Source organism: Ammoniphilus oxalaticus, from assembly GCF_003609605.1.
Classification (GTDB): Bacteria; Bacillota; Bacilli; order Aneurinibacillales; family RAOX-1; genus Ammoniphilus; species Ammoniphilus oxalaticus.
Window position 1 is genome coordinate 122,939 of the sequence record NZ_MCHY01000001.1, and the last position, 22,532, is coordinate 145,470.

The following is a 22,532-nucleotide window of genomic DNA, read 5'->3' on the forward strand; positions in this document are numbered from 1 at the left end:
CTTTATTATAAAAGATAAATATGAAGATTTCATGTGGAATGCGTTGCGTTAAAAAAGTTTTTTAAAAAGGGGGTGTTCGAGTTTGGGGCGGATGGCGCAGTTTATTCGAACGAGAGTGACGATCAAATTAGGGCTATTACTGTTCGGTGTCTTCTTACTGATTGCAGTGGCCCTTGGAAACATTGTGTATACGTTTTTTGTTTCCTTCTATGTTTCGCATGTGTGGGAAGAATTGACTCAGAGAACAGAAAGTCATGCCGCCGTTTTAAGCGATTATTTCAACGACAGTACGATTGACCATGTTGTACGCATGGAAGTAGGCGCTAACTTTATGGTGGTGATTTTAGACTCGGATAAAAATGTGTTAGGTCAATCTGACAACATGACTTCCGAACATCACGACTATTTGGATATGACATATGAGAAACAAATGAAATTTGGAGCCACGGTCGAGCAAGATTGGGATTCGAAACCATTCCTTGTCGATCAAGCGCCTGTTTTCCAGGGCGGCAAGGAAGCGGGAACCGTTGTTTTGTTTAGTTCCACAACACCGATTCGCGAGGCAATTCAATCATTACAACGTATCTTGCTCACGATCGGACTCGCTTCCGCTATTATTGTCGGCGGTATCTTGTTTTTAATTTCGAGAATGATCGCTCGTCCTCTGCTTGTCATGAGGCAAGTCACTAGTGAAATTGCAAAGGGGAATTATGATTTTTATTTGCCGTTGAGGGGGGAGGATGAGGTTGCTCAACTTGCCCACTCGATCCATCATATGTCGAGGGAAATTCAGTTTTATCAGAAGCAACGCAATGACTTTTTAGCCGATATTGGTCATGAGTTGCGAACACCATTAACGTATCTTAAAGGGTATTCCGAATTAATATTAGGTCACGACGTGTCTAACGAAGAAAAACAAGAGTATCTTACGGTTATTAATGAACAGAGCGAACGCCTGCAACGATTGGTGCAAGATTTATTTGATTTAGCCAGAATTGATCAAGGGGTTTTCTCGTTTCACTGGGAAAAGATCTGTTTAGAAGACGTCCTGACTGACACCCTTTCAGTCGTCGAATCGTCGATGGATGCAAAAGGGATTCTCATTGAATATTGTCCTCCCGAGAAAAAAATTATGGTTAAAGGAGATCGTCAACGGTTGGGACAAGTGTTTATCAATATCTTGGATAACGCGCGTTATTATACCCCTGAGGGCGGAAGCGTTTTTGTTCGTTATCAGCGGAATGCAGCGGAAGTTATCATCGAGATCGAAGATACAGGACCGGGTATTCCGAAAGCAGAACTTCCTTTTATTACGGAACGGTTATATCGGGTGGAAAAATCACGCTCTAAACAAACAGGAGGCGCTGGGTTAGGTTTAGCTATCAGCTCCAAAATTATTGAAAAGCATCAAGGTTATTTACAGATCGAGAGCGCCGAGGGAGAAGGGACGACGTTTAAAGTGAATTTACCCCTTGTATTTGTAGATCAAGCTAAATCCTAAGGTGATCTGAGTCAGTAGTTAACAATGAACCTTGGTCGTTATGTTGATGGGATGTGATCATTTCGACACTTTTTCTACACAGTTTCCACATATGTATCTTCTATTATTAAAAGTGTAAAGAAGAATACTTCTCGTGGGAGGGGAACAGGAAATGAAAAAGATGGTGATCGGTGGAACGCTAGCTGCATTGTTGGTCATAGGCGGCATCGGGGGAGTGTGGGCGGCGGAATCTGTGAGCCCTAATAGCGGAAATGAAAAAACATTCGAAGACATGTTGCCGTTCATGAAGAAAATGCATCCCCATACATCCGATGAAACTTTTAAAAAAATGTACAATGACTGCCACGGTGAGGGCGGGATGATGAAAGGCCATCATCGTCATATGGGCGGGAATCATTGGATGCATAATATGAAGGAATCATAAGCGCGACAGCCGGATCGAACGATCTGGTTGTTTTTTTGGTTGAAAAGCTAGATTTATAAATAACATAAATAAGTAGGTATTGTAATAAACTCCATAATTTCTACACAAGTTTACCGTAAACTCACAATATAGAAGGACTTTAAGAGGGGAGAAAAACGATGGATGATATGAGCTTGAGTTCGTTGTTGGGAATAATGAAACCTATTTTATATGTAGTCGGGTTGTACATACTTTACAGCGTGGTTGTCGCGCTATACAAAAAGAAAAGAGGAACAAATAATAAATAAGAGGAGCGTGTTTGGAAATGAAGAAAATGTTGTTTTTAATTTTGGCGAGCGCCCTTGTGTTAAGCGCGTGTAGCGCGAAGACGGATGGTGATGTGGCTGAACCTGAAGATCATTCAATGGATGGGATGGCTATGGGACATGATCATCACGAACCCGATTTAAATCATTCGACTGGAGAAAATGAATTGAAATTGCCGCCCATTTTAAAGAGCGACAAGGAAACAGAAGACGAAATTCATTATACGGTTGATGCTCAAAAGGGTCAAACAGAAATATTCGATGGTTACCAAACGGATACGTTAGGTTACAACTCCTCGTTTTTAGGCCCGGTTTTAAAAGTGAAAAAAGGGCAAACCGTCCACATTAACACGAAGAACAGTTTGGATGAGGATACGACATTTCACTGGCATGGGTTGGTTATTGCCGGAGCGGCCGATGGAGGTCCTCATAGTGTGATCAAACCGGGGGAAAGCAAAGAAATTACGTTTAAAGTCGATCAGGGAGCGGCCACTCTTTGGTTTCATCCCCATCCATTAGGAAATACAGCCGAACAGGTTTTTAATGGTCTTGCGGGATTGTTTTATATTGAAGACGATGAAGCGGATCAACTGGATTTACCAAACGAATACGGCAAAAATGATTTTCCATTAATTATTCAAGATAAGACGTTCGATGAAGAGAAGCAATTGAATTTTACTGAAGTGAAAGATGAAGATGGAATGATGGGGGATACTCTATTAGTCAATGGCACAGTCAATCCGAGCTTAACCATTGGAAAGGAAAAGGTGCGTTTGCGTTTGTTAAATGGTTCGAACATGCGGAACTATGTGTTTAAGTTGAGTAATGATCAGGCCTTTACACAAATTGCGTCAGACGGAGGCTTGTTAAACGAACCGATTGAATTAAAGGAATTACAATTAACCCCTTCGGAAAGAGCGGAAATTGTAGTTGATTTTTCTAAATTACAAGATACGGATCAGCTCGCTTTACTTACAGGCGAGGACACTGTTGTGTTACCGTTCAATGTGAAAGAGGAGCGAACAGGGGGAGATAACGTAAACATTCCGAAGCAAATGAATTCCATTGCGGTAACTGACGAGGAAAAGAGCATGAAGGTGACCAAGGAAATAGTGTTAGATGGCATGGCGGAAGATGTTACGATTAACGGGAAGAAATTGGATATAGATAGAATTGATTTTACCCAGAAAAAAGGGGAAGTTGAAGTTTGGGAGATTTACAATAAACCAGATGAAATGGGTGGCATGATTCATCCATTCCATATTCATGGTACCCAATTTAAGGTTATTTCAATCAATGACGAATTACCGCCTGAAAATTTACGAGGATACAAAGATACAGTCTCTTTAGATTCAGGAGATCGAGTGAAGCTCGCGGTCCGATTCGATGAACCTGGGATTTTTATGTATCACTGTCATATTCTAGAGCATGAAGACAATGGGATGATGGGGCAGGTGAAAGTAGAGTAATTGTCTTCTTGCTTGTCTGACTGGCCATCTATGGTTGAGTTTTCCAATAAGCAAGGATCAAAATGAATAGAGACTCGCCGCCCGTCGTTAAGTATGGGTAGTATAAAGGTGAATCAATTCGAGATAATCGAATAGAACTATTTATAGACATATGCGCCTGCTGGAAGAGATCAAATTGATAATCCAAGAGAAGATCTCATAGCACTGACGTATGATATTCTTTCTGACATATAATATGACTTTTCTTGGCCTGAACAGACTAGGGACCCATTACTATTTAAAAAGTTAATGGCGGGAATCAGGCGATAACAACCATTAAAGCAAGGTCTAAGCGTGAGAAAGTTACCTCCACTATTTCCAAAGGGTTTAAAATCCAAAAGTTAACTTGGCATCTAAGTGAAAGGTGTAGAGGACATGATTGAGGAATACCTCAGCCATCTTCAAAAGAACGGAAAATACTCTCATACATCCATACGAAAATGAACTACTACAATTTGAAGCAGAAACCAATATTCAAAAATGGATACATGGCTTATCGTAATAAAAAGGTCGTGTATAACCTGGTGCTCGATATATCGGATTGGATGTAAGATCGGCGGATGAAGATCATATGGTGGACGGGAAAATCGGAAAAGTAGCTTCATGATGCCAAAAGCTTGTAATAAGGATAGAAACATTTGAAACATCCATTCGCTTAATAAGCCCTTCCTTTCCCGATAGATATTTATCACTTGAACAACTTACTATTGATATAGGGGAAAGAAACAACCAAAAATATGTTAATATTTTTCCGTTTATAAACCTCCTAATTAAAAGACAATGTATCAACTCGAAGCGTTCCTATATATTTATTCCCCGTACAAAACCCTTGCATGATCCCATTAACTGCTTAAATGCTAGAGCGTCTTTTACAACTCGATGACATCTCCATGTTATGCTAATCATGAGGTGATCCTAGTGGCAACAATTTTAATTGTTGAGGATGAAATTCCAATCAATGAATTAATTAAAAGAAATCTACAATCCGTAGGACATACATGTATTTCCGTTTTTGATGGTAGGGCAGCTATTGATGAGTTGACACAAAACGAAGTGGATCTCGTTTTGTTGGACGTCATGCTTCCAGAAATTGATGGTTATGAGGTTTTTCAGCAAATGGAAAAGACACCTACGATCTTCCTGACGGCGCGAAGTAGCTTAATGGATAAGGTGAAGGGTTTGACCCTCGGCGCTGACGATTATTTAGTCAAACCATTTGAGATCTTAGAATTGTTGGCGCGAGTGGATGCTGTGTTAAGACGTACCCAAAAGGAAAGCAAGCATTTTGAGCTTGATGGGCTAAAGGTAGATTTTGAGAGCAGACAAGTATTTTTGAATGAATCTCCGATTGAATGTACCCCTAAAGAATTCGATCTATTAGAGGTGTTGGTGAACAATCGTAATATTGCTCTATCACGGGATAAGCTGTTAGAGCTTGCTTGGGGATATGATTATGAAGGGGATACAAGGACGGTGGACGTTCATATTCAAAAGCTAAGAAAGAAGTTAGACATGGAATCTAGAATTAAAACGGTCTATAAAATTGGTTATCGTTTGGAAATTTAGATAGAAAAAAATAATATTACAACTTCATAATAACTTGATGACAATCCTATAATCTCGCCATTTTATACTGTTATTGTAAGCTCAAACAAACGATAAGGAGAGATTGAGATGAAAACAGAAAGATTGAATAGAAAAGGATGGAAAAGAACCGCGTTGATTGCCGTAACCGTTATTGGCGCTAGTCCACTACTGTTCCAGGGAATTATCCAAGGAGTAACGGCAGCGGAATTGAAAAAAACGGATAGAGTTCCTACAACCTATTCGATTGATGCAGTCAGTACATCCCCAGCTGCGCAATATAGTTTGCCAGAAGGCTACCAAAAAGCAAATTACACGGTGGGAACAATAAACCTTGATTACTACCGCAATCAGATGCCGACTAGCAAGGACATGGCCAAAGAAGTTGCGGCGGAAATCGGCGCTCAGGCCCTGTGGGAGATATTTGACCTGAACTTGGAAGGGCAGGAGATTCAAATGGGCTACAACCAGGCAGTCGAACATCTTCCCCGTTCGCGATGGCATGCAGATGTGTACATCAATGGCAAGCGTAGTTATTCATTCGAAGTCGACTCAGTGACGGGAGAATTATTTGGAATAGCCCGCAGCAGAACACTGGATAAACAGATTTCATTAGCCTATGATTCAAAGCTTGCTAGTAACCCCCAAGAATATGTTGAACGAGCAAGGAAGTTAGCGGAAAAATACAATGTTGTTCATGGACCGATTAAGTCGGTGGAATACAATAACCAAGGATACAGTAACAATGATCCGGATATTACGATGTACGTAACTGGGGAAAATGGGGAAATGGCTATGATGACTTTCTCCCGATACGATAAGGCCTTGTTAAGTATCGGCTATAGTACGCCAACGAAGTACGCGTTGGAACAAGCTGAAAGGGACATGAAGCGGTTGCAGGAAAAGGCAACGCCTTCGGTCGATGATAACGAGGCTCCCTCTCTAAAGGAAATGGAATGAGATTAAACCACGTTTTTACGATGTAAAATCTAGCCGCCACATGTTGGCGGCTCTTCGTCTGATAAAAAGAATCTTTCCTTTAACAACGCTATAAACCAAACAATCCGTAATCAATCTAAAAAGGGAGATGAATTATTTTGATAGAAATCCAAAAGACGGTCCACAAGTGGGGTTATCCTTTGAAGGTAAACCCATGAAATATCGAACTTTTTTGACCACACTTATGCTCTTTCTATTTTTCTTCAATTTGGGAATTTTAATTATTTCGATCACGACCTTCAAAGATACGATTGCGCGTGCAGAGGAGAAAAGTTTAGGAGAACATTACTTTATCACCTCTTCGCTGATTAAGGATTTTTATGCTGTGGAAAACCGTGGAATTGATATTGAAGACTCCCTGGGTGCTCTGCTTCAGCCATACAGTTATTTATCAGGAGATAAAAAAGTGAAATTGGCGCTCTACAAGGGTAATCAGATTGTCTATTCGGATCAGCCGCAGAATATCGTAAAGAGCAGCTCCTTGGAACTGGATAAAACTAGAGATCGTTTAGTTTCCTCGCAAAAATCTGAAGGACGTACGTATGTTATGGTTTCAGGTAAGCTTCCAGCGCCATTTGATGATTATACAATGGTGTATTTTTATGATACGACGGATTCCATTGCCGCATGGAATCAAATGAAAAACATGCTGTTTTTGGCAGGATTGATTCTTTCCAGTTTACTCGCTTTTGGACTTCTATTATTACTGAATCGAATATTTAAGCCTCTCACGCAAATTTCTCATATGTCTCGGAGCATTGCGGCCGGAGCATACGATACTAGACTTCCTGTATCTGGACAAGACGAGCTTTCCGAAATGGCTAGAAGTTTCAATCATATGGCGGAGGAAATTAAAAGTCAGATCATGCAGTTGGCTACTGCAGCGGAACAGAAGCAACAGTTTGTCGATAATCTGGCTCACGAGTTACGAACTCCTCTTACTACGATTTATGGATATGCAGAGTATATTCAGAAGGTTGTTTGCACAGAAGAGGATAAGGTCCTTGCGACAAACTATATCATGTCTGAGAGCCGCAGACTGCAAAATATTGCTTATCGTTTACTCGATATGGCCACCCTTCGTGAGAATAGTATTGAGCGAGGCGACGTTTGTTTGGAAGAATTGGTTCGGGGGATTAAACAAGCTATGTCGCTGAAAGCGACAGCGCAAGACATTAAGATAATCTATGAATGTCGATTTGACATGCTCTTTTGCGATGCAGATCTCATGCATATTTTGCTTGTTAATTTATTAGATAACGCGATAAAAGCATGCAAACCGAGAGATATCATCAAGCTAGTCGCTGAGCTAGAGGGTGATCGTAAAGTGATTTTTATTCAAGATAGTGGCAAAGGAATGTCAGAGGAGCATCTCGATAATATTACAAAAGCGTTTTACCGGGTAGATCTTTCTCGCAGTCGCTCTGGTGGCGGAGCAGGTTTAGGTCTAACCCTTTGCCAACAGATTGCGTTGAATCATGGAGCAGAACTTAGTTTTTCCTCTGAGCTAGGGAAAGGTACAACAGCTAAACTAACTTTTACAAGTTCATAACCATTTAATCTTCCCAAGTATGAAGGGTTGATTATAAATGGATTATCTACTTAGAGTCCTGAATTCTTTAATATTGTTTTGATCTTGTATTCTTTAATTGAAGATAAAGTTAAAAAGAACGTAGAAAAAATCGGGCTCTATATCCTGCTTCTCATCCTCTTTTCAAAATTTACTGGCTTATCAAAAAGAGAAATAACTAACATTAGTGTCAGAAATGGATAATAATTAAACTTGGATGTACATTGCCAAGTAGTAAATAGCCCTACATCTTCGTGATATGCGAATGGTTTAGGGCTATTTTAGAGACTGGGAGTAAAATCGGCCATCGGATTTTGGATATCACTCGTGTTGACCCTAATACGATTATTTGATAATGAGATGGATAAATGATCGACAAAATTTGGGGATGTAGGTATAATGTCCTCAACTCAATGCTTTTTACTATTGAAAAAGTCACTCAATGATAAAAAGTATGCTATCAATCTTTTTCGAGCTTCATCTGGCCAAGGGGCCAGTCTTTTGCTATAAAATTGAAAATGGGGGATTAGATGAGGTTTTTGTTAAGTTTGTGTGTGTGTGTTGCTTTTCTTTTGCCTCAAATTTCAGAAGCAAGCTCCGATCCGATTAAGATTATTGTCAATAAAAAAAATATTGATTTGAAAGATTCGGCGCCGTTCATAGATGGGACTTCGGGTCGAACGATGGTTCCGATTCGGTTTATTAGTGAATCGTTAGGCGCGGAAGTTGTTTGGGATGAGCGCGCGCGTCAAATCCACCTGCTAAAGGGGCGAATACCGTCCAAATTAAGGTTGGTGAAAAAATGGCCCAGATCAATCATGATCAGATCCATTTGGACAGCCCGCCTGTGATCAATAACGACAGAACCTATGTTCCTTTACGATTCATTAGTGAGTCGTTCGGGGCGCATGTTGAGTGGGTATCCGCAAATAACACGGTGATTGTATCTGATCAAAAAACGGGTGTGAGCGCGCCCAACCTATATGGCATTTCTATTGGACAATCCTCATCGGAAATTCTATCCATTTTAGGGGAGCCACAGCGCAAAGATCGTAGTTCATTTGGTTATGATTGGTGGATTTATAACGGGGATCTCAACAAGTACATTCAAATCGGCATTCAAAATGGAAAAGTTGTAGACGTTTATGCCAATGGGAAAGGACTCATTTTTGATGGCATTAAAATTGGCGGGCAGCAAAGTGAATTAGAGAGGAAATATAAGTTGACTCCAAAAGTGAAATTTGAGTTTGATCAGGTTCATTTTACTGTGGATAATACTAAGGCGGAAAAAAAGTTGAGCCTAGTCGATGGCGTTCCTATTCTTTTTTATATGGACCTACATCAAAGTTCAGCGCCTACCCTTTCATCGATTCGAATGATCAGTATTGATACATTAATAAAGTCAAAAATGATTGGATATGGATATCAATATAGCGGTGGTCATCTCAACTTGGACTCTCCAACTACAATAACCGCTCAAGAAAAAGAACGGATCGAAGCTTCTTTTGAAAGACAATTGCTTGATTTAACGAACACAGCGAGAATCAGACGCGGCGCGAGCTTGCTGACATGGAATCAGGCGGCTTCCCAGGTGGCCAAAGGGCATAGCCTGGATATGGCGATCAATGATTTCTTCTCTCATGATTCATCCTCGGGAATTGAATACGGGGAACGTCTAAGGAAAAGCGGGATTCAATATAGAACGGCCGGTGAAAATATTGCCTGGGGGCAAATCGACGCAATTGAGGCCCATGAATCATTGATGAATAGCTTAGGTCATCGAAAAAACATCTTAAATAATGATTTCGCTACGCTAGGAGTAGGTGTGAAAGGAAACTATTATACTGAAAACTTTGTCACGCCATAATCGTTTCGCGACAGGCCGTCTATTTTGATAGCAACAATACAAGGGATGGATTCGTTTAAACCGTATAGGGTGAGGGGAGTTTCGGAAAGCGCTAGAAGTCTCCTTTTTATGATAAATATTCACGAAATTGAGGAGAACAGGGGGTTCTTATGACAAAAGAAAAATGGACTCTTCTTATATGTTGGAGGAATACGCGCATCGATGGGAGTACCCTTTGTACCCTATGAAAGAAAAAAGAAGATAAAACGGAAATTCACGGGAGAAACTCCCCTTAATCCGCCCGTTCTCCCGCCACTTCCAGAAAGTCCAGCGATAGGAGAGGGAGACCGGCTCCCACCCCAAATGATCAAACATCTAAACTGGCTTCTAACTCTGTCAGGATGGCTATGACCACTTCTGACGCTTGTTCTAGCTTTTTCAATGCTTCTTCCGCTCCGTGTAGGTCTGCTTGTTCATAACGTTCTACTGCCAGTCTCGCATAGTGATGAACTTCTTGGTGAGGTTGTTCTAATTCCTTGTATGTAGCGCTATTTTTGATGTGTTGCGGCAGATCGCCATAATACCACTTACCTAATCTGCATTCTTGATGGGTTGTAACTTGACTGGAGTCCACGGCTTGGATCCCTAACAGCATATTATAGATTCTCCATTTCCAAAGAAGGTGGTCCGTTTTTGCGACGCGGACTAAATCTTTTGCATTTAATTTAATGTTGATTTGGAAAAAGCTATTTCGAATCCGATCCATTTCACTGCTGAGTTGAAAAACTCTGTTTGCCGTTTCTTTTGCAATTCCTTGCGTGTAAATACTGTGATCATGAATCGAAGAGTTTCGTTCTGAGATGTCTGTGACGACAGCGGATTGTTCTTCTGTCATCGTTGCGATGTGTGAATTTGATTCGCTATTTTCCTGAATGGCGGTAATGATCTTGGATAGCGCGTCGCCGGCATGTTCGGCGCCCGCAACACTTTGATCAACTTGATCGCCTGTTTGTTTAATTTGTTGAATAAGCTGGGCGGATACATCTCGTAAATTCGTGAGGTTCGTCGTGATTTGCATTACTTGTTGCTTGGTTCGCTCCGAGAGGTTGCGAACTTCTCCCGCTACAACGGAAAAACCCCTGCCATGTTCTCCAGCCCGAGCCGCTTCAATCGCAGCGTTGAGAGCGAGTAAATTCGTTTGTTCAGATATTTCTTGGATGATGTTGGCGATCTGTTGTATATGTTCAATCTCTTGATTTAGCGAACTGACTTGGTCCACAAGTTGAACATAGACTTTTCCGACTTGCTCAATGTTGTTTAGCGCCTCGTCGATGACGACTTTGCTTTGGTCTGCCGATTGTACCGCGGTGTCGGATCCGTCCGCGACTCTTTCCGCGTGGTTGGCAACTTCATGAATCGTTGCGCTAATTTCTCCCATGGCAGTGGCAACACTGTGGCTTTCCTCTATTTGCTTGTCCATGGAGGTGACGAGTTCTTTAATCGAATCGACTTCAATGGTATCGTTTAGGAGGTCGGAGACATTAAATAAGAAAGACTTAAATGTTTCTTCCATATATACATTGACGATTAGTTGCTGATCGTAAGCGGCTAATTTTTGGACAGCGTGCGCCATTTGCATCATTCGGTGAGGATCACGGCGCATATTTTCCATAAGAATTAAAGTCATGGAATGTATCATTAAATGATGAGCAGAAATAAAATGGTCAGCAGTTAAGTGAATCCGACTATGAACATGGCCGATGATCTTTCTTGTCTTAATATATTCCTGGTCGATTTCCCCCTGAAAAAATTGTTCAAGGTATCGATCCATCGTTTGACGCAGTCTGTCAATCGTAGAGTGTTGGGCAATGATGTTTTGGAGATGGTCCACGGTCAGGAGATGTCCATAAAATCGATCGATGATTTCATTTTTATGTGGTCGTAACACTTGCGCCGCTTCGATTACATAGGTTAACGTCTCTTGATTGATGCCAAGAAAATTTAATTCTTTTTTCGCTTGTTCCTCGATGTTCGAGATGTCGGTTGAATGGGATTGTTTCATATATTCTTTCCAACCTTGTGGTTTCCTAGTGAAAAACACAGACGCTCCCCCTCCTTTTTTATAAGCAGTATTCTTTTCAATTACCAGAATAATTGGAAATCTACTTGTTTTCATTATAATGGCAATAGGTCCACGCGACTAGTTCTTTATTGACAATAAACCTTTGAAAACTGATTCTAGCAGTTTGGGACGGGACTTTACGCTCACCCTCGATAGGGTAGTCTCTTTTTTTGCAAACGAAAGAGTCGAGTATTTAAGGTAATCCCGACTCACTTTAAAGGTTGATCTATATTAGCTGTTCGTTTTATTACATTGCATCTGTTGTAGGTAATTTTCGAACTGTTGACTAGACAGTGGTCTGCTGAATAAATAGCCTTGCCCTTGACTACAGCCGTCCTCACTTAATACTGTTAATTGTTCGATTGTTTCAATACCTTCCGCAATTACATTCAAATTTAGTGTTTCGGCAATCGACAGGATTCCTTTTACAATCGCCTGACTTTCCTTTTTTAAATGAATGTCTCGCACAAAGGAGGGATCGATTTTTAATGTATCGATCGGGAGGTGTTGCAAATAACTGAATGAGCTATAGCCGGTTCCAAAGTCATCCATTGAAATATGAATCCCTAACGCTCTGATTTGTTGTAGGATGATCGATGCATCCTCTAGATCCGCAAAAACACTTTCGGTCACTTCAAATTCAAGCCATTGGGGTTCCAAACCTGTATCTTTCAGAACCGCTTTGATCTGAGGGAGCAGATCAGGCTCGAATAATTGTCGAACCGATAGATTAATCGATAGTTTGACAGGGGGATAGCCTGCTCGTTGCCATTCAACCGCTTGTTCGCATCCACGTCGCATAATCCATTCCCCCAACGGAACAATTAACCCTGTGTCCTCGGCGACGGGGATAAATTTATTTGGCGCGATTCGGCCCAATTCAGGATGCTTCCAACGAACCAAAGCTTCCATCCCAACTAAACAACCTGTGCTAAGATCGACTTTTGGTTGGTAATCCATGTAAAATTGTTCTAGTTCAATCGCTTTTTTCAGTTCATACTCTAACAAAATTCGTTCCAGGGAACGCTGTTCCATTTCGGAGTCAAAAAATAAATAGCCATTTCTCCCTTGATCTTTCACGGCGTATAGCGCCATATCCGCTCGCTTGATCAGTTCTTCCGCGCTCTTTCCATCAGATGGGAAAAAGGAGATTCCTAAACTGCATGTAATCGTATGTTTTTTCTTGCCTATTTTAATTGGTTTTTGAAAGCTGTCCAAAATCCGTTTAGCGACTTGTTCGGCTTCTTTCATGTCTGTAATATTGGTGAGCATCACGGTGAATTCATCACCGCCCATTCGGGCTAACAGGTCGTTCGAGCGGATCGACTGTTTAATCCTTTTGCCCACTTCGGTTAGGACGAGATCGCCGCTTTCGTGTCCCCAGGAATCATTAATTTGTTTAAAGCGATCGACATCAAGAAAGATGATGGCTAGTTGCGATTGGAACTGTTTCGCGTAACGAACTTCTTTGCGGATTCGGTCCATAAACAATCTTCGATTCGGTAATTGAGTTAACGTGTCGTGGTAAGCTAAATGGTAAATTTTTTGTTCGGATTGTTTGCGATCGGTAATATCGCGCATGACGAGTACGAAGCTAAGAACATAACCGGTTTCGTTTAAGATCGAACTGACTCTTGCTTCCACATCAATATAGTTCCCGCTTTTCTTTTGGACACGGAATTCCAACTGCGAGGACATCATTTTGGTCACGGACATTTGTTGAATCCCATGGGAGACGATTTCTCGATCTTCAGGATGGACCCATTGTAGTAAATTACCCGATTCTAATTCCGTTAAGCGGTGACCTAAATGAATCGTATGCGTAGGGGACACATATTGAAAATTAGCTTCCCCGTCTATAATCGAAATGAGGTCTGAAGAATTTTCCGTAATTAAACGATATTTTTCCTCATTCCTCCTTAATTCTTGCTCCATCCTTTTCCGATCTGTGATCTCGTTGCGTAACGAAATATATTGGTATGGCCTCCCATCATCATCTAAAAAAGGAACAATCGTTGTGTCGACCCAATAAAAAGAACCGTCCTTGGCCTTGTTTTTCACTTCGCCACGCCATATATTCCCTGTTGCAATGGTCGCCCACATGTCTCGAAAAAAATCTGAAGAGTGATAATCGGAATTTACAATCCGATGATCTTGACCAAGTAATTCTTCACGATCATATTGAGAAATTTTGCAAAACTGCTCATTCACTTCAAGAATCTTCCCGCGGTGATCCGTAATCGCGACGATGGAAGACTGGTCTAAAGCAAATTTAATATCGGCGAGTTCCCTCAGTACGTCTTTTAATTTTTCATCCTTTTCAAATAGCAAATTTTTTAAGGATAAATCAAGCGGGTAACGAAACTCAACTAATGGATTGCTTTTCACCTTTTTACCACCCCTTAACCAAACTGAACATATATGGCGCGCTTTATCAAAAATGCAAACGAAAGGTGGATTTTTTATATTTATTTACAAAATAAATGGAATACACTCCTCACCCCAAGCCTCAGTGTCCAAATATAAATGGCTACTTTTCGTTTCCATCATTAACCATACCGTTATTGTGTTAGTTTAGTATGAGTATAGCCCTATACCTATGAAAAGTCTATGAATAAAATGGCTCGAAAGTATGGACAACAAAAGGCGGGACGGTCCGTCTCAGCGCAACTAATCACCTAAAAAAAATAAAGTTTATAGGGGATAAGTCTTGAAAATAAACAGTTGTTAAAATATAATTTTATACAGGATTAGAAAAATATACCAAACCAGGAATGATATCTCCTAATCTATACGAACTGAGCTCTACCCAAGTAAACGGCGGCCTTTTTTCCACAGAGAAATGGGCGAAAGGGGAACGAATGATGAATGAAAGTCGGTTGTCTAGGTTGTTCGGCTCATCACGAAAGTTACGCTCGCAGTTATTGACATGGTTTTTAATCATGTCGATCATTCCTTTAATTGTTGTTTGTTTATTATCCTTTTATCAAGTCCGGCAGACACAGGATTTTATAATGGCGGGAGAGATTGAAAATCTTTCGTCCATTGGGGAATCGAATGCGGAGTTTATTACGGCCTGGTTAGAAGTCAGACAGGATGAAATGCGTTATTTAGCTGAGTTGAATGCGGCGCAACAAATGGATAAGCAAGAGATTGACCATTTGTTGCAAAAGATGGCTGATGCGAAAGGGTTTTATGACACGATTTTTTCGGTTGATGCCAATGGGGTAGGCTTTTCTGGGATTGAACACGCGGGCGGCTCCGCTCGGATTCAAACGGAACAAGAGGTGAACGATTTTGTCGTTGACGATAGAGAGTGGTTTCAGGCGGCGATTGCAGGAAATGAGACGTTTTCTCAGCCATTGATCTCAAGGGCAACAGGAAATTATGTGGTTACGGTTGCTGTTCCAATCTATCAAGGCGGTGAGATTGTTGGGGTGATGAGGGGCGCCGTGTTACTCGATACAATTATGAAAAGGGTTCAACAATTAGAGCTTGGAGAATCCGCGGAAGTCTACCTCGTTGATCGGAAAGGGTTATTGGTCACCCCAGCGGAATCGATAACGAACATGGACCAGGCGATTGAAACGGAAGCATCTGTAGCGATTGGAAATGAGCAAAGTGGCTCCGGTATTTATGCGAACGCGCAGGGGACGGATGTTGTCGGGGCTTATCAATATATTCCGTTGTTGCAGTGGGGATTAGTGACTGAAATTGATCAAACCCACGTTTTAAGTGAGGCCACTTCGTTACGTAATCAATTGATGTCTTTATTTACGATCATTGTGATCGTTTGTATCGTAGGCATTATCGTTTGCGCTCTGCTGATTGCTCGCTCAATCACGCGGCCCGTTGAAACGATTGTAGAAGCGCTGCAACATGTGGCTGAAGGCGATTTGACGAAAAGGATGGAAATCAGTTTAGATCAAGAACAATCACGAAATGAAATCAATCGCCTCGCGGTTCATTTCAATCAAATGACGAGTGACCTGAATCAGTTGACGCGAAGCATAACGAATAATTCTGGGATGGTTGCCCGCATATCGGAAGAGGTAACAGCGAGCAGTGAACAGACAAGTCATGTTTCAAGCGAAATTGCAACTTCGATTCAGGAAATTTCATCGGGCCAAGATCAGCAAGTAACGGATATCCAACATGCTAAAGTCGTTGTGGATGAGATGTCAGGCGCGATCCAGCTGATTGTGGATGAGATTCAAACGGTGGCGGATGTGGCGACGGATACGTCTCAATTAGCGGAGGAAGGCAAACAGGTCATCGATCAGTCTATTGAGCAAATGAGAAAAGTGAGTCATGCCAGTCAAGCAATGGGAGAAGTTATCCAGGATTTACATGATAAAACAGGCGAGATTGAAAAGGTGATGGATTTAATTCGTCATATTTCGGAGCAAACCAACCTTTTGGCGCTGAATGCGTCGATTGAAGCGGCGCGAGCAGGACACCATGGAAGGGGTTTTGCCGTGGTCGCCGATGAAATTCGTAAGTTGGCGGAGCAATCCAATGAATCGACGAACCAAGTGAACCAGATTATTGTTGAGATTCAAGAAGGGTCCAAGAAAACGGTTGAATCGAATCAAAGTGGACAACTTGCGATTGGGCAATGCGCCTCGATGGTGAATCACGCAGGTGAATGTTTTGCGGAGATCACCGAATCTGTCAATAACGTGAGTGATCGCATGCAAGAGGTCTCATCTTCTACGGAACAGATGAAAGCTTCTTCAGTGGAATTGGTCCGCTTGATTGAGCAAGTCTCACATATTTCTGAGCAGTTTGCCTCCTATACGAGGAAAGTGGCTGCGGGATCGGAAGAACAACTAGCCTCGATGGAAGAGATTGCGGCGTCAGCCCAACAACTATCTGGAATGGCTGGAGAATTACAGGAGTTGGTTAAACGTTTTAAGACGGAGGACGCTTAAAAAGGGTCGGATTATACACAATCGACCCCCGTTAGCGAGAAGGTTGACAATCTGACTTGACGATGAGCTGCATGGCATATACGATGAAAGATGAAGAAGATTCACGTATTGTGGCATCAAAGAGTGAATGCGGTTACAACAACCACTATCGGGGGAGGGCGACGACGATATGAAACAACAGATCATCGATGAAATAAATAAAAGAGCTAAACCGTTACATACGAGTCAAGATTTGGAACCTTTAATGGATGAAATCGGAGAGATTCCGATTGTATTACTCGGTGAAGCGACGCACGGCAGCGCGGAATTTTATAAATGGCGATTTGAGATGACGAAGAAACTCATTGTCGAAAAAGGGTTCAATGCTGTTGTCGTTGAAGGTGACTGGCCTCCATGTTTTGAACTCAATCGTTATGTAAAAGGCAAAGCGCATCAGGATACAGATTTGAAGACTTTATTGAAACAACTGTTCAATTACTACCCATCCTGGGTGTTAGGCAATGAAGAGATGATTCCCGTTATTGAATGGGTGAAGGATTATAATCGTGAGCTACCGGAAGAAGAGAAAATAGGTTTTTACGGAAATGATGTAAAAAGCTTGTGGGAGTCTCTTGAGGAAGTCATTCGATATTTAGAACGGACCGAATCAGACGAGCTGGTGGCCATGGCTAAGATGATCTACGCGAACTTGGAGTCGAGCCAACGCAACCCGCAAATTTACGGATTAAACGCGATGTTTTTTGGGCAGTCGGTCGCGGAAGATGTGGAAGCGCTCTATCAAAAAGTGGTAGAGAGCAGAAAAGACCTCAAAGATATAGACGATGAACAATTCAATGATGAAATTAATGCTTTTGTGATGCGCAATTCAGAGCGCTATTGGCGTTCGATGGCGACCGAAGGACCAGACAACTGGAACATTCGAGTATACCATATGGTCGATATGATCTATCGGTTGATGGAATATCATGGCGAGCAAAGCAAGATCATCGTTTGGGGACACAATACCCACTTTGGCGATGCGCGGGCGACGGAAGGAATGCCGTTGGAAGGTTTCGTCAATGAAGGACAAGTGATCCGCGAACAAAAGGGAGAGGATCAAGTATATATCCTTGGTTTTTCCACGTATTCAGGGGAAGTGATTGCATCGACGGCTTGGAACGAACCGTTACAAGTGATGGAGGTTCCGCCTGCGGTTGAGGGAAGTTGGGACGCGCTCCTTCACGAAGCGGGAGCGGAAGATCGACTCTTGATTTTTGGGAAAGATGAACCTGTTTTTTCCACTTCGATTCCGCAACGAGCAATTGGAGCGGTTTACCGACCACATGAAGTGGAGTATCAAACGTATGTGGCAACCCGTTTATCGGATCGGTATAATGCGTTGATCCATATTGATCAGACGCGCCCGGTTAAACCGTTACTCCCAAAATAAGCGTACTCTATGCGCGAGGCAATCCGACTTGGATTGTACTCGTGTTTTTTTGGGGAAAATAGATGCTCTAAAAGTTTACCTCAGACAAATGAGTTTGAGTTGGGCAACAGTTTTTGGGCGGCGAAACAACGTTTCCCTAGACCCACATCACCTTCTGCTGTTACGATAGATTAACAAGGCAATGACGTTGATTATAGAGAAAGGATGGGTGGGGAATGGTGTTGTTAGAAACTGACAAGAGAGGCGAACGAGGCGCTTGGATTAGTATTGCGGCGTATCTCTTCTTGTCAATCTTTAAACTCATCTCCGCTTACTGGTTTAACTCCGAAGCGCTTTTAGCGGATGGTCTTAACAATTCGACGGATATCGTTTTATCCGTTGCTATATTAATCGGAATTCGCATTTCGCGGATCCCGCCAGACGAAAATCATAGGTATGGTCATTTGAAAGCGGAGTCCATCGCTTCACTCGTCGCTTCATTTATCATGATGAGTGTCGGACTAAAAATTATTTGGGATTCTTTCCAGCAATTACTGTATGAACCAGCGTCTGTCGTGCCAGATGGGCGGGCTGCGTGGATTGCATTAATCTCTGCTGGGGTGATGTATTTTGTGTACCGTTATAATACAAAGCTAGCGGCGGTTACGAAAAGCCCCGCATTGCTCGCCGCGGCAAAAGATAATTTATCAGACGTATGGGTGAGTGTCGGGGCGGCAATTGGCATTTTCGGTTCGGGGTGGGGGTTGCCTTGGTTAGACCGACTTGCCGCTGTCGTTGTTGCGATTATGATTTGCAAAACGGCGTGGGATATTTTTACAGAATCGGCTCACCAACTGACCGACGGATTTGATGAAAAATTATTGCCGCGCTATGTGGAAACGATTCGAGCGGTTGACGGAGTACGGGCGGTTGACAACATTAAAGCGCGCAGCTATGGCGCGGCGGTGTTTGTCGATGTCGTCATCCACGTTCATCCGCAGCTCGATATCGTTCGATCCCATGCGATCTGCAATGAGATTGAACATATCATGTTAAAGATCCACCATGTTCATTATGTTCATATCCACATTGAGCCGGATAAAAAATTGCTCGCCGCTTATTTCGTTTAACACGCGCTCGTTCGTGTTTGAAACGAAAGGTCTTCCAGCTCCCATCTTAATACGAGCAGGCCTAGTTCTATCGGAACTGGGCTTTTTTCCTATTTACGCATATTACGACCCTTTACAGAATAAAGTTATCGTGGTATTGAAATTGAACGTATGGAGGTTTGGGAGGATGGATTTAAGAGTATTGGATTTACAGTATCGATTGGAACAAACGCAACGACATTTAAAAGGTCATCGCCACCTTAGTCAACTATATAAAGAAGATATTAAAGAGATTGAAAAAATTTTGTTAGAAATCAAAATGATCGTCTCGCTGCCGAATGATCGTCGGTTCTTGAATTAATGCAGGACGGGGAGCAAGGCGCAAAAAAAAAGAACCTGGTGGCGTTTGTTCACTAGGTTCCGCGCTGAAAAGAACTATTTTATTTGTTTAAGATCGTCCCGTTTGTCGTCGTCATCCATAATCCCTTTTGTTGAATCTTTAAATTCTTTTAGCGTTCTGCCAAAAGCTCGACCTAGTTCGGGCAATTTGTTCGGTCCAAAAACGACAAGGGCAATGACTAAAATAAGAACAAGTCCTGGAACACCAATATTTTGAAGCATTAAGATCATACCTTTCTTTAAGGAAACATTACTCCCTCTTAGTTTAACGGAAAATCAATGACTTCACAATGTTACTTTTAAATTTATGTTTTTTACTGTTCAAATAAAAACGTCGTAAAAGTGAGACAAACGTATACAGACATGTTATATTGAACATATACCAATTTTTGAGAGTTGGTTTTATTTAGAGTTAGGGGGTCGGACAGCGATGATTGGACAGATCTTCACGCCCATCAGTTTAATGAAAAAAGTTTTCCGTCTTGGAGAGAGGTCATTGGCCCGTGAGGAAATATCTCATCGATTAGAGATTCTGAATTCGGGCAATTCGCTTGATTTTGAACAGATTATTCAGGCGGCGCTCGATGAAGCCAACTCCCCTTTTCAGGAAGGCAGTTCAAAAGCAATTATTGAGTTTCAACAAAAACCGAGTCCCGTGGCCGAGGCAGTGTCGCAAATCCTAAACAAGATGGATACAGGCGCGCCGATGACGGAAGAACAGTTACTGAGAAGGCTACGCTCGAAAAATAAAATTTCATGGAGTCTCGCTTTTGAACGAATTGGGTTGTTAGCGGATCATCGTTTTTCGCAATTGGTGGATGGACGCTGGCTGTTAACAAATTGGGAATTTGTGAATGACGAAGTGTATCATTATTTGACTGAGCATGAAACGACACAAGTGCCTCGACGAGAAATTGCGCAACTGCTCGACGTAAAAATGGGATATAGAAAGAAAAAATGTCTCTTTTTACCCGAGTATGATCAGCGGTTCCAGATCGATCAGACAAGTTTGGCGGTGCTTTCCAAAGCACCAGTTGGCAATGCATCAGAAGAAACGCGGCGTGAAGAGGATGGGGGAGAGACTCTCCAGACTCAAGCAAATGCGAAAGAAGATAAATCATTTATGGAGGTGGCGGCTGCCATGAGTCAAGTTGTAGAAGCTAAAAAAACGATTGTAGATGAAGTTGTGGATGATTTAATGGGGGCGTTGATCAAATTGGAACAACGTTCGAACGAAATGAAAGACGAAGTGGTCGGTCACTTCTCCTCAAATAATCTAGAAGCGATTAAAGGTTTGATGAGCGAAAAGGAAAAGAACGAAACAGTGCTATCTAAGCTAAAAGAAATTGTGGACGAGCTTACGTAATTTATGTAAAGACGAGACCAGGCCTAACTTTTTAGGTAAAGGGATCGAGCTTGGAGTTGATTGGCATTCTTACTCAGCGGTTTGAACGTCTTCGCGGGATCATTCAACTGCGAATTCAAAAGATAAAGGAACTTGAGGAGCAAGCGGTTCTGCTTTTTGAAAAAGGGGAATTGGATGCGATCGAGGTGTTGATGCAGCAAAAAGATTCGATCATCACAACGAACGAACAACTTGCTTTATTTGTTGAAAAATGGGAAAAGAGAACAGCTCCAAAAGAGAGGCAACGATTATCCATCTGAGGGAGTGGAGTGTGATGGACGAATGAGCAATAATCGTGTTTGCGAATTGTTGGAGATTCAATATCCGATTATTGAAGGCGGACTTGCTTATGTAGGCAATGGCGCGCTTGCTGCGGCGGTGTCGAATGGCGGCGGATTTGGCGTGGTCGGTTCGGCGGGACGGACTGTGGAAAATTTTTGTCGTGAAATTAAACTTGCCGCTGAACAAACGGAGCTTCCTTTTGGCGTCAATTTTCCGATCAGTCAGCATGCGGACAACGATAAGATCGTTCAAGCGATTTTAGATCACAAGCATCTAATTAGAGCTGTAAGTATCTCCGCGGGAAATCCGCGTCCATACATTCCCATTTTTAAAGATGCGGGCCTGAAAGCGCTCGTGTTGACTTCGACTGTCCATCAATCGTTGCGGGCTGAACAGGCGGGGGCTGATCTCGTTGTCTGTGAGGGGTATGAAGCGGGCGGACATCTTGGACCAGCGGAAATGACTTTATTTTCACTCATTCCGCAGGTTGTTCGAGTTGTCTCCATTCCCGTTGTCGCTGCGGGTGGACTTAGTGATGGACGGGGGATCCTGGCGGCATTTGCGCTCGGCGCTGAAGGGGTCCAACTCGGCACACGATTTGTCGCAACAACCGAGTGTGAGGCGCATGACGCTTACAAGCGTTTATTGCTGGACGCGGATGATGATGCGACAACGGTGATTGAACGCAGTATCGGGCGCGTTACGCGCGTGTTGAAAAGTCAGTATGTAGATGACATTTTAGCGGTCGAGCAAAGTAACCCAAGTGTAGACACGTTGCTTCCTTACATAAAAGGTAGAAACAAAATCGCCGCGATCGATGGCAAAACGGATGCGGGTTGGTTGAACTGTGGACAATCGGTCGGTTTAATCGATTCGATTGAAAGCGCGACATCCGTTGTCAAACGGTTGGTTCAGGAAGTCCAGTTGTTAGCGAGCGGGGATACGTTGGATGTATTTAAGTGAGCAGCGAGGCGGCGATATGAGAAGAAACAGGCGTAGGAAATGCTTTCCTATGCCTGTGTTGTGTTGGGGGTGAATCATGGTTAGGTTCCACTGAATCCGGCTGCGCAGGACCCTGCCGACATTTTAGCAGGAGAATCTCCGCTTAATTCCTTGGAATCCTCGATTCCCATGAG

Annotated in this window: 17 protein-coding genes and 1 pseudogene; 15 read left to right on the top strand and 3 right to left on the bottom strand. The window is 42.4% G+C overall.

Annotation, left to right across the window (positions count from 1 at the left end):
* The first annotated feature begins 91 nt into the window (after positions 1-91).
* The 8 genes and pseudogenes from BEP19_RS00650 (at position 92) to BEP19_RS18240 (ending at position 9,758) form a co-directional block, all read left to right on the top strand.
* On the top strand, positions 92-1,501 hold the full coding sequence (locus tag BEP19_RS00650; protein WP_245983197.1) for a sensor histidine kinase: 1,410 nt from the start codon (positions 92-94) through the stop codon (positions 1,499-1,501).
* 151 nt (positions 1,502-1,652) lie between these two features.
* Complete coding sequence (locus BEP19_RS00655; protein WP_211329283.1) at positions 1,653-1,925, top strand: hypothetical protein; 273 nt, start codon at positions 1,653-1,655, stop codon at positions 1,923-1,925.
* 304 nt (positions 1,926-2,229) lie between these two features.
* Complete coding sequence (locus BEP19_RS00660) at positions 2,230-3,699, top strand: multicopper oxidase family protein (RefSeq protein WP_120187953.1); 1,470 nt, start codon at positions 2,230-2,232, stop codon at positions 3,697-3,699.
* Between the two features lie 957 nt (positions 3,700-4,656).
* The gene (locus BEP19_RS00665; RefSeq protein WP_120187935.1) at positions 4,657-5,304 is read left to right on the top strand and encodes a response regulator transcription factor; all 648 of its coding nucleotides are present in this window, start codon (positions 4,657-4,659) and stop codon (positions 5,302-5,304) included.
* Between the two features lie 108 nt (positions 5,305-5,412).
* The gene (locus BEP19_RS00670) at positions 5,413-6,282 is read left to right on the top strand and encodes a hypothetical protein (protein WP_120187936.1); all 870 of its coding nucleotides are present in this window, start codon (positions 5,413-5,415) and stop codon (positions 6,280-6,282) included.
* 127 nt (positions 6,283-6,409) lie between these two features.
* Positions 6,410-7,873, top strand: coding sequence for a sensor histidine kinase (locus BEP19_RS00675; protein ID WP_245983191.1), 1,464 nt, complete (start codon positions 6,410-6,412; stop codon positions 7,871-7,873).
* A gap of 548 nt (positions 7,874-8,421) precedes the next feature.
* Positions 8,422-9,287, top strand: a pseudogene (locus tag BEP19_RS18235) (stalk domain-containing protein); the annotation flags it as partial.
* 12 nt (positions 9,288-9,299) lie between these two features.
* Positions 9,300-9,758, top strand: a complete 459-nt coding sequence (locus tag BEP19_RS18240; protein WP_425452694.1) for a CAP domain-containing protein — start codon at positions 9,300-9,302, stop codon at positions 9,756-9,758.
* Positions 9,759-10,104: 346 nt separating this feature from the next.
* Here BEP19_RS18240 and BEP19_RS00690 read toward each other — a convergent pair whose 3' ends face one another.
* Both BEP19_RS00690 and BEP19_RS00695 read right to left on the bottom strand, forming a co-directional pair.
* Positions 10,105-11,838 (bottom strand): methyl-accepting chemotaxis protein, encoded by a 1,734-nt coding sequence (locus BEP19_RS00690; RefSeq protein ID WP_245983193.1) that lies wholly within the window; start codon positions 11,836-11,838, stop codon positions 10,105-10,107.
* Positions 11,839-12,090: 252 nt separating this feature from the next.
* The gene (locus BEP19_RS00695; protein WP_120187940.1) at positions 12,091-14,247 is read right to left on the bottom strand and encodes a sensor domain-containing protein; all 2,157 of its coding nucleotides are present in this window, start codon (positions 14,245-14,247) and stop codon (positions 12,091-12,093) included.
* A gap of 473 nt (positions 14,248-14,720) precedes the next feature.
* Between BEP19_RS00695 and BEP19_RS00700 the strand changes: the two genes are divergently transcribed.
* From BEP19_RS00700 to BEP19_RS17450, 4 genes are all read left to right on the top strand, one after another.
* The gene (locus BEP19_RS00700; RefSeq protein WP_170145200.1) at positions 14,721-16,793 is read left to right on the top strand and encodes a methyl-accepting chemotaxis protein; all 2,073 of its coding nucleotides are present in this window, start codon (positions 14,721-14,723) and stop codon (positions 16,791-16,793) included.
* Between the two features lie 169 nt (positions 16,794-16,962).
* Positions 16,963-18,222 carry an erythromycin esterase family protein gene (locus BEP19_RS00705; protein WP_170145201.1) on the top strand — a complete coding sequence of 420 codons (1,260 nt, stop codon included), beginning with the start codon at positions 16,963-16,965 and terminating at the stop codon, positions 18,220-18,222.
* 215 nt (positions 18,223-18,437) lie between these two features.
* Positions 18,438-19,331 carry a cation diffusion facilitator family transporter gene (locus tag BEP19_RS00710; protein WP_120187943.1) on the top strand — a complete coding sequence of 298 codons (894 nt, stop codon included), beginning with the start codon at positions 18,438-18,440 and terminating at the stop codon, positions 19,329-19,331.
* Positions 19,332-19,497: 166 nt separating this feature from the next.
* A complete protein-coding gene (locus BEP19_RS17450; RefSeq protein WP_170145202.1) occupies positions 19,498-19,671 on the top strand; it encodes a hypothetical protein in 174 nt (57 codons plus the stop codon).
* 74 nt (positions 19,672-19,745) lie between these two features.
* On the opposite strand, the gene BEP19_RS00715 is transcribed toward BEP19_RS17450, so the two are convergent.
* Entirely contained in the window at positions 19,746-19,931 is a 186-nt protein-coding gene (locus BEP19_RS00715) for a twin-arginine translocase TatA/TatE family subunit (protein WP_120187955.1), read from the bottom strand.
* 208 nt (positions 19,932-20,139) lie between these two features.
* On the opposite strand from BEP19_RS00715, the gene BEP19_RS00720 reads away from it, so the two are divergent.
* Genes BEP19_RS00720 through BEP19_RS00730 form a run of 3 tightly spaced genes read left to right on the top strand, consistent with a single transcriptional unit; the run spans position 20,140 to position 22,359 of the window.
* Positions 20,140-21,075, top strand: a complete 936-nt coding sequence (locus BEP19_RS00720) for a hypothetical protein (protein ID WP_120187944.1) — start codon at positions 20,140-20,142, stop codon at positions 21,073-21,075.
* A gap of 50 nt (positions 21,076-21,125) precedes the next feature.
* Entirely contained in the window at positions 21,126-21,374 is a 249-nt protein-coding gene (locus tag BEP19_RS00725; protein WP_120187945.1) for a hypothetical protein, read from the top strand.
* A gap of 22 nt (positions 21,375-21,396) precedes the next feature.
* Complete coding sequence (locus BEP19_RS00730) at positions 21,397-22,359, top strand: NAD(P)H-dependent flavin oxidoreductase (protein ID WP_120187946.1); 963 nt, start codon at positions 21,397-21,399, stop codon at positions 22,357-22,359.
* Positions 22,360-22,532 lie beyond the last annotated feature (173 nt).

Coding starts and splice junctions, on each gene's coding strand:
- BEP19_RS00650 (WP_245983197.1), top strand. CDS start 92: ATGGCGCAGTTTATTCGAACGAGAGTGACGATCAAATTAGGGCTATTA.
- BEP19_RS00655 (WP_211329283.1), top strand. CDS start 1,653: ATGAAAAAGATGGTGATCGGTGGAACGCTAGCTGCATTGTTGGTCATA.
- BEP19_RS00660 (WP_120187953.1), top strand. CDS start 2,230: ATGAAGAAAATGTTGTTTTTAATTTTGGCGAGCGCCCTTGTGTTAAGC.
- BEP19_RS00670 (WP_120187936.1), top strand. CDS start 5,413: ATGAAAACAGAAAGATTGAATAGAAAAGGATGGAAAAGAACCGCGTTG.
- BEP19_RS00675 (WP_245983191.1), top strand. CDS start 6,410: ATGAATTATTTTGATAGAAATCCAAAAGACGGTCCACAAGTGGGGTTA.
- BEP19_RS18240 (WP_425452694.1), top strand. CDS start 9,300: ATGATTGGATATGGATATCAATATAGCGGTGGTCATCTCAACTTGGAC.
- BEP19_RS00700 (WP_170145200.1), top strand. CDS start 14,721: ATGATGAATGAAAGTCGGTTGTCTAGGTTGTTCGGCTCATCACGAAAG.
- BEP19_RS00705 (WP_170145201.1), top strand. CDS start 16,963: ATGAAACAACAGATCATCGATGAAATAAATAAAAGAGCTAAACCGTTA.
- BEP19_RS00710 (WP_120187943.1), top strand. CDS start 18,438: ATGGTGTTGTTAGAAACTGACAAGAGAGGCGAACGAGGCGCTTGGATT.
- BEP19_RS17450 (WP_170145202.1), top strand. CDS start 19,498: ATGGATTTAAGAGTATTGGATTTACAGTATCGATTGGAACAAACGCAA.
- BEP19_RS00715 (WP_120187955.1), bottom strand. CDS start 19,931: ATGCTTCAAAATATTGGTGTTCCAGGACTTGTTCTTATTTTAGTCATT.
- BEP19_RS00720 (WP_120187944.1), top strand. CDS start 20,140: ATGATTGGACAGATCTTCACGCCCATCAGTTTAATGAAAAAAGTTTTC.
- BEP19_RS00730 (WP_120187946.1), top strand. CDS start 21,397: ATGAGCAATAATCGTGTTTGCGAATTGTTGGAGATTCAATATCCGATT.